We start from the raw sequence: 7,144 nt of genomic DNA on the forward strand, positions 1-7,144 counted from the left end.
TTCTTATAAAGAGGATTATTTTATCAACTACTGGTTAGGCAATAACGAAGAGTTTTACATTTCACGCTCTAGCCGTGACCTCAAACGGATTGATCTCCTAAAAGTCAATATAAATGGTACGGTAAAAAATATTATCCAGGAGCGTTCCAATGTATATTTGGATGTTCAAAAACCATTCCTTATCGAAAACAAAAAGCAATTGGTCCATTGGTCAGAAAGAGATGGCTGGGGTCACTACTACCTTTACGACACGAATGGAAAATTGATTAATCAAATTACAAAAGGTGCCTTTCATACGGAGGAAATTACCGGTTTAGACCCTGCTTCAGGAACACTATACTTTACAGCATCGGGCCGTGAGAAAAACGAAGACCCTTATTATCTACATCAGTACAGTGTCAATACAAATGGCTCCGGAATTAAATTATTAAATCCGGGAAACTTTGATCACCAAGTGGAAATGAGCGAATCTTCCCGATATTTTATCAATAATTCCTCCAGAGTAAACACGACTCCTGAATCGGTCTTATACAATAGCAATGGACAGAAAGTAATGACACTGGAAAAAACAGATCTATCCTTACTATTTGCTGCAGGGTACAAATTCCCGGAACCTTTTAAAGTAAAAGCCGGAGATGGTACCACGGATCTTTATGGAGTCATGTATAAACCATTTGACTTTGACAGTACCAGAACTTACCCCATTGTGGAATATGTATATCCAGGGCCCCAAACCGAGGCTGTCAATAAATCCTTTGGAAGAAGCATGGACAGAATCGACAGGCTAGCTCAGTTTGGATTTATCGTCATCACAGTCGGCAACCGTGGCGGACATCCTTCACGTTCACAATGGTATCATACCTATGGCTATGGCAATCTGCGTGACTATGGTTTGGAAGATAAAAAAGTCGCTGCGGAACAGCTTGCAGATCGCTATAAATACATCGACATCAACCGCGTTGGTATAACCGGCCACTCCGGAGGTGGATTTATGTCTACAGCCGCAATGCTTGTTTACCCTGATTTCTTTAAAGTCGCGGTATCTGGTGCAGGAAACCATGAAAATCAGATCTACAACCGCTGGTGGAGTGAGCGCCATCATGGGGTAACAGAAAAAGTATCCGCTAAAGGCGATACAACATTCTCCTACCAAATCAATAAAAATACAGAGCTCGCAAAAAACCTAAAAGGTAGACTACTTATCGCTACCGGAGATATTGACAACAATGTGCACCCGGCAAATTCCATTCGCATGGTAGACGCATTGATAAAGGCTAACAAAAGATTTGATTTCCTGCTATTACCTGGACAAAGACATGGCTTTGGCGATATGACTGAGTATTTCTTCTGGAAAATGGGCGATTACTTTAGCCAATATCTGTTGGGTGATTCCAAGATGAACGAAGTTGACATGACTGAAATGAATCGAGAAAAGCCACAAAAATAACGGTTACATGACCTACAATGAAAAATTAGCATTTTTATCCGTTACCTTGAGATCTTTCGAGGTAACGGATTTTTCTTTGGATATTCTTCAAGGAATAACCCTGGCCGATCTGCTGAACATCTCCTTAGAGAAGGACAAAAAGATTGCCTTTCGCGCCGCCTGGGTATTTGAAACCATCGTTTTAAAGAATACAACATTGCTAAAATCTGTTCTCCCGCAGTTCTTGGACAATTTAAAAAAACAAAAAAACTGGAGCTGCCTTAGAAGCTACACTAAAATTCTGCTATTTTTGACATCGAAAAAAAACAAAGAATATACGCTTCAAAATGAGATAGAAGAAGAAATTATCGAGTATTCCTCCCAATGGATGATTGAACCTACATGTCCTGTCGCTGTACTGGTCAACTGCCTGGACATCTTAAATAACTTGCGAAAGAAGCACCCTTGGATATATGAGGAATTACAGGCCCAGATAAGCTATTTTCAACGGACAAAACCTAGTCCGGCCTTAATGAGCCGGACTAATAAAATTATTCAGCAGAAAAATTAAAATATACTTTTCACTCGCGCTTAAAACAATGTATTTCCTTTCGAGAGGTTGGCACGGCCCAAATGCTTATAAGCAGCCTCGGTACACTCGCGTCCCCTCGACGTCCGCATAATGTATCCTTCTTGAATCAGAAAAGGTTCATAGACTTCCTCAATCGTACCTTCATCCTCCCCAACTGCTGTGGCTACGGTCTTTAATCCTACTGGACCACCTTTGAATTTGTCGATAATGGTCGTTAAGATTTTGTTGTCCATCTCGTCTAAACCATTTTCATCCACATTAAGCGCATGCAAAGCGTACTTAGCGATTTCTTTATCGATGCTCCCATTGCCCTTTATCTGTGCAAAATCCCTTGTACGACGCAGTAAAGCATTGGCTATCCGGGGCGTCCCTCTGCTCCTTCGCGCAATCTCATAGGCACCTTCATCAGAAATCGGTGTGTTTAAGATATGAGCCGAGCGCAGCACAATAGTTGTCAGCAGCTTTGCATCATAATATTGTAAGCGTGAATTAATTCCAAAACGAGCACGCAAGGGGGCTGTCAAAAGACCTGAACGCGTTGTGGCCCCTATCAAGGTAAACGGATTCAGGGATATCTGAACAGACCGCGCATTTGGTCCCGTTTCCAACATAATGTCAATTTTGAAATCTTCCATTGCCGAATAGAGATATTCCTCTACTAAAGGGCTTAAACGGTGGATCTCGTCGATAAACAAAACATCCCCTTCTTCGAGATTTGTCAATAATCCTGCTAAATCACCCGGTTTATCCAATACAGGTCCAGAAGTAATTTTGATACCAACCCCCATCTCATTAGCAATGATATGGGATAAGGTTGTCTTTCCTAAGCCAGGGGGGCCATGCAGCAAAACGTGATCCAGCGCCTCTCCTCTCAGCCTAGCTGCCTTCACAAAAATATTGAGGTTTTCTAATATTTTAGCCTGTCCCGTAAAATCTTCAAAAGCCTGAGGCCGCAATGCCCGTTCAATATCACGATCTGTATTGCTCAGACGTTCTGGGTTTGGATCTAAATTCTCGTTCATTGTGGCAATATTTAATTTCTCTTGTAGCGCTTTCCGATACTTCCTAATTTCAATTGGATCACTCCAAAAAAAGCTTCCTTAAAGATACTTGTGCTCATCTTTGATGTACCTTCGGTCCGGTCTGTGAATATAATGGGTACTTCAACCACATTAAAGCCATATTTTATGGCTGTGAATTTCATCTCAATCTGAAAAGCATAGCCTACAAATTTAATCTTTTCAAGTGGGATTGTCTTGAGGACTTCCCTGGAGAAACAAACAAACCCCGCAGTAGCATCCTGAATAGCTATTCCCGTTATAAAACGAACATATACCGAAGCGAAATAGGACATCAGCACACGGCTCATCGGCCAATTGACAACATTCACGCCCTTGATATAACGCGAACCTATGCTCATGTCTGCACCATCCACACAAGCCTGCCGTAAGCGAAGCAGATCCTCTGGATTGTGGCTGAAATCCGCATCCATTTCGAAAATATATTGGTAATGTTCGCGGGATAGTGCCCATTTAAATCCATGGATATATGCTGTTCCTAACCCCAGCTTCCCAGTTCGCTCTTCGATAAACAAACGGCCAGTAAATTCATTAGCCTGTAAATTCTTGATGATGGTAGCCGTCCCATCGGGAGAACCATCATCTACAATTAAAATATCAAATGCCTGTGATAAGGAAAAAACTTTGCGAATGATTTTTTCAATATTTTCCTTTTCATTATATGTTGGAATGATAACTAAACTATCCGTCACTTTTTTATATTTAAGACCAGTAAAGGTAATCATTTACGTTAAATTCTAGTACAGGAATTCGATGAAATCTACAGGATAATCAACAATACTCGGGAGAAAAGACAGTAAATCCTTCAAGCTCAAACCAACACATCGACATCATAAATAAGCGGCATCAATAAGTTACACCCTTATAAAAAAGAGAAGCCCGTTACTTTGGGAGTAACGAGCTTTCATTAACCAATTATAAACTTAAATTATGAGACTGCAAATATGATGAAAATTGCTTTCATTTACAAATTTATTTGCGTTTTCATGCAACATTTTCAATACAATCTCTATTTTATTTTGCTAAATCGTTTATAAAACACGCACACTACCGCAATCTAACGATCCACCTCCCCCAAAACGATATCAATCGACCCAAGGATCGCTATCAAATCAGCGATCAGCACCCCTTTTCCGAGTTCTGAAATCACCGAAAGGTTATTAAAACTTGGTCCCCTTGATTTTACACGTAATGGAATATCTGATTTATCTTTTGTGACAAAATAAAACCCTAATTCTCCTTTCGGATTTTCAGCACGGACATAGTAGTCCTGCGCTTTCAAATTCACTTTCTTCGGAACCAAAGCTCGCGGATCAAATTCGGCTGTACGTGTAAAGTCTTTCTGTAATCGTTCAAGACATTGTTCAACAATGCGAACAGATTCCTTGACCTCATCTACCCTAACTTTATAACGATCCCAGCAATCACCAAGTGTCCCCATTTCACCTTTTCCCACAGGTATCTCAAAATCAATTTCTGGGTAAACAGAATAGCCATCTATTCGTCTCAAATCCCATTTTATTCCCGAAGCACGCAGCATAGGCCCCGATACACCATAATTTATGGCAACATCAGCAGGAAGTACGCCTATTTTAGCTGTACGAGAGATAAATATTTGATTCTGTGTCAATATTTCATCAAGTTCGACCAATTTGGGTTTGAAATACGCAATAAATTCCGTACAGCGCTCTTCAAAGCCAACAGGCAAATCATAAAATAAACCTCCTACCCAGATATAGTTGTACAACATCCTGGAACCTGAGGCCCATTCCAACATATTCATGATATGTTCACGATCCCTAAAACACCACAGAAATGGCGTTGTTGCGCCGATATCAATACCATATGTACCAATAGCAATTAGATGGGATGCCATCCGGTTGAGTTCACAGACCAAAACCCGAATGTACTCAATTCTCTTAGGTATTTTACTGTCGAGTCCAAGCATACGTTCAACCCCCATTACGAAAGCATGGCTATTGTTCATCGAAGCTAGATAGTCCAGGCGATCAGTAAATGGAATTGTTTTTGCATAATTCAACGATTCAGCATGCTTATCAAAACAACGATGCAGATAACCCAAGTGTGGAACAACCTCTTTCACGATTTCTCCGTCTGTAATCAGTTGTAACCGAAGTACACCATGCGTCGAAGGATGCTGAGGTCCCATATTCAACACCATTTCCTGGCTTGAGATCTCTGTAAGGTGTTTTTCATAGCGTATTAATGCTTCATTATATTTTGGATTCGCCATTTTTATCAATTAATATGAATGCCATGATATTTTTCTGCTTCCTCATAATCCTTTCGTAAAGGATAACCTTCCCAATCGTCAGGCAGCAAAATCCGTCTAAGGTCCGGATGTCCCTCAAAATATATCCCCATAAGGTCAAATGCTTCACGTTCATGCCAGTCTGCCGTACGCCACACCGAAGTAAGCGAAGGAATCTCAGGTAGTTCATTCAGCGAACGATTACCCGGCAACTCAACTTTTAAGACCAAACCGTGTTGATAAGGCAAGGAATTTAGATGGTAAACAATAGCAAAATGCGTTTCATAATCCACTGCAGTTAGGTTGCTTAAAAAATCAAAGTACAAGCCTTCTGTATCCCTCAGAAATAAACAAACGGCAACAATATCTGCTTTATCAATAAAAAGTGCTGGCTGCAGCCCATTCCGATCTTCTTTAAGGATAATTTGACTTCCAAATTTGGAAACAAGCATCGATTTAATTTCGTCAAATGTCATATTTATGGAGCTATGCGCGTAATCTTCCAGGAATCCGACACTTTTTTATAGACCATACGATCATGTAGCCGACTTGCACGCCCTTGCCAAAACTCGAAATAAATCGGTTTCAATAGATAACCACCCCAATGTGATGGTCTCGGTACAGAATCGTTTCCATAATATTGATTCTCGAGTTCCTCCACCCTATTTTCCAAAAAATTACGGTTAGGGATTTCGTGACTCTGTGGGGATGCTAGCGCACCAATACGGCTTGCTTTTGGCCGCGATTGGAAATATTCATCCGAATCGGCCTCACTTACAAAATCAATAACACCTTCGATCCGGACCTGCCTTTGTAGTTCAGGCCAAAAAAACAACAATGCAACATGCGGATTAGCTTTCATGTCTTCCCCTTTACGACTTTCATAGTTTGTAAAAAAGACCAGTCCTTCTGCTACGATGTCCTTCAATAAAACAACTCGCGAGGACGGCAATTGATGTGAAGAAACCGTTGAAAGTACCATAGCATTGGGCTCGATTACCTCACTGTGAATAGCCTCATCAAACCATTTTTTAAACTGGTGGACTGGATCACGATCCACATCCGATTCAGATAGGCTACCTAATACGTAATCCTGTCTGATTGCTGCAATATCTTTATGTTGAATGGACATAGAAACCTGTTTTTATATCCTACAAACTTACTAAAATCATTGCTTTTTCTCTATAAAGTTAGTAGAAATTGACAAAATCCTAATTTTGGCACAAATCTCGCATAGATTGAATAAAAAAGATTAAATTCAATAAATAATTAAATTCGCGCTATATGTTTACCGAACTAGACCCACAAAAAGGAAGTTTATTGATTTCCGAGCCTTTTATGCTAGACCCCAGATTCCTCAGGTCCGTGATATTGTTATGTGAATACAATACCGAAGGTTCACTCGGATTTGTTCTAAATAATCAAACCAATGTTCGTATAGGCCAATTATTGGAATCTATACCGGATTGCAATTTCCCGATCTACGTCGGTGGCCCGGTTGCTCAGGAAAGCCTTTTTTTTGTACATAGCCGTTTCGATTTACTGTTGAGTGGCGAAGAAGTGGCTCCTGGAATCTATTTTGGCGGCGATGAAGAGAAGCTTATCGAAGCCATACAAACCGGTAGCATAAAACCTGACGAATTAAAATTCTTTATCGGATATTCTGGATGGTCTGCAGGTCAATTAGACGGCGAAATCAAAGAAAATAGCTGGGCTGTACAAAACAAATACCATCATCAGCTCATTTTTGAAGGTAACGGTGAATTGTTGTGGAA

Annotated in this window: 8 protein-coding genes; 3 read left to right on the forward strand and 5 right to left on the reverse strand. The window is 40.5% G+C overall.

Going from position 1 to position 7,144, the window contains the following annotated elements; all coding sequences use genetic code 11:
• Window positions 1-1,447 (forward strand): S9 family peptidase (locus B2X72_RS10350; RefSeq protein ID WP_286849512.1); only part of this gene is annotated, 1,447 nt, incomplete at its 5' end.
• A gap of 7 nt (window positions 1,448-1,454) precedes the next feature.
• Complete coding sequence (locus tag B2X72_RS10355) at window positions 1,455-1,997, forward strand: hypothetical protein (RefSeq protein WP_145330087.1); 543 nt, start codon at window positions 1,455-1,457, stop codon at window positions 1,995-1,997.
• A gap of 20 nt (window positions 1,998-2,017) precedes the next feature.
• Here B2X72_RS10355 and ruvB read toward each other — a convergent pair whose 3' ends face one another.
• The 5 genes from ruvB to pdxH form a co-directional block, all read right to left on the reverse strand.
• On the reverse strand, window positions 2,018-3,040 hold the full coding sequence (gene ruvB / locus B2X72_RS10360; protein WP_075992593.1) for a Holliday junction branch migration DNA helicase RuvB: 1,023 nt from the start codon (window positions 3,038-3,040) through the stop codon (window positions 2,018-2,020).
• 11 nt (window positions 3,041-3,051) lie between these two features.
• Window positions 3,052-3,789: a polyprenol monophosphomannose synthase gene (locus B2X72_RS10365; RefSeq protein ID WP_075994792.1), complete on the reverse strand. Its 738-nt coding sequence runs from the start codon at window positions 3,787-3,789 to the stop codon at window positions 3,052-3,054.
• Between the two features lie 365 nt (window positions 3,790-4,154).
• The gene (locus tag B2X72_RS10370) at window positions 4,155-5,351 is read right to left on the reverse strand and encodes an NADH-quinone oxidoreductase subunit D (protein WP_088161534.1); all 1,197 of its coding nucleotides are present in this window, start codon (window positions 5,349-5,351) and stop codon (window positions 4,155-4,157) included.
• 5 nt (window positions 5,352-5,356) lie between these two features.
• The gene (locus tag B2X72_RS10375) at window positions 5,357-5,845 is read right to left on the reverse strand and encodes an NADH-quinone oxidoreductase subunit C (protein WP_088161533.1); all 489 of its coding nucleotides are present in this window, start codon (window positions 5,843-5,845) and stop codon (window positions 5,357-5,359) included.
• Window positions 5,846-5,847: 2 nt separating this feature from the next.
• On the reverse strand, window positions 5,848-6,501 hold the full coding sequence (pdxH, locus tag B2X72_RS10380; protein ID WP_145330089.1) for a pyridoxamine 5'-phosphate oxidase: 654 nt from the start codon (window positions 6,499-6,501) through the stop codon (window positions 5,848-5,850).
• Between the two features lie 152 nt (window positions 6,502-6,653).
• On the opposite strand from pdxH, the gene B2X72_RS10385 reads away from it, so the two are divergent.
• Window positions 6,654-7,144, forward strand: a 491-nt coding sequence (locus B2X72_RS10385; protein WP_286849515.1) for a YqgE/AlgH family protein, incomplete at its 3' end; no start/stop codon positions are given.

This window comes from Sphingobacterium sp. UBA7253, from assembly GCF_002472745.1.
Taxonomy (GTDB): domain Bacteria; phylum Bacteroidota; class Bacteroidia; order Sphingobacteriales; family Sphingobacteriaceae; genus Sphingobacterium; species Sphingobacterium siyangense.

Bases quoted from the DNA above. Each gene is read 5' to 3' on its own strand.
- B2X72_RS10355 (WP_145330087.1), top strand. From the start codon at position 1,455: ATGACCTACAATGAAAAATTAGCATTTTTATCCGTTACCTTGAGATCT.
- B2X72_RS10370 (WP_088161534.1), bottom strand. From the start codon at position 5,351: ATGGCGAATCCAAAATATAATGAAGCATTAATACGCTATGAAAAACAC.
- pdxH (WP_145330089.1), bottom strand. From the start codon at position 6,501: ATGTCCATTCAACATAAAGATATTGCAGCAATCAGACAGGATTACGTA.
- B2X72_RS10375 (WP_088161533.1), bottom strand. From the start codon at position 5,845: ATGACATTTGACGAAATTAAATCGATGCTTGTTTCCAAATTTGGAAGT.
- ruvB (WP_075992593.1), bottom strand. From the start codon at position 3,040: ATGAACGAGAATTTAGATCCAAACCCAGAACGTCTGAGCAATACAGAT.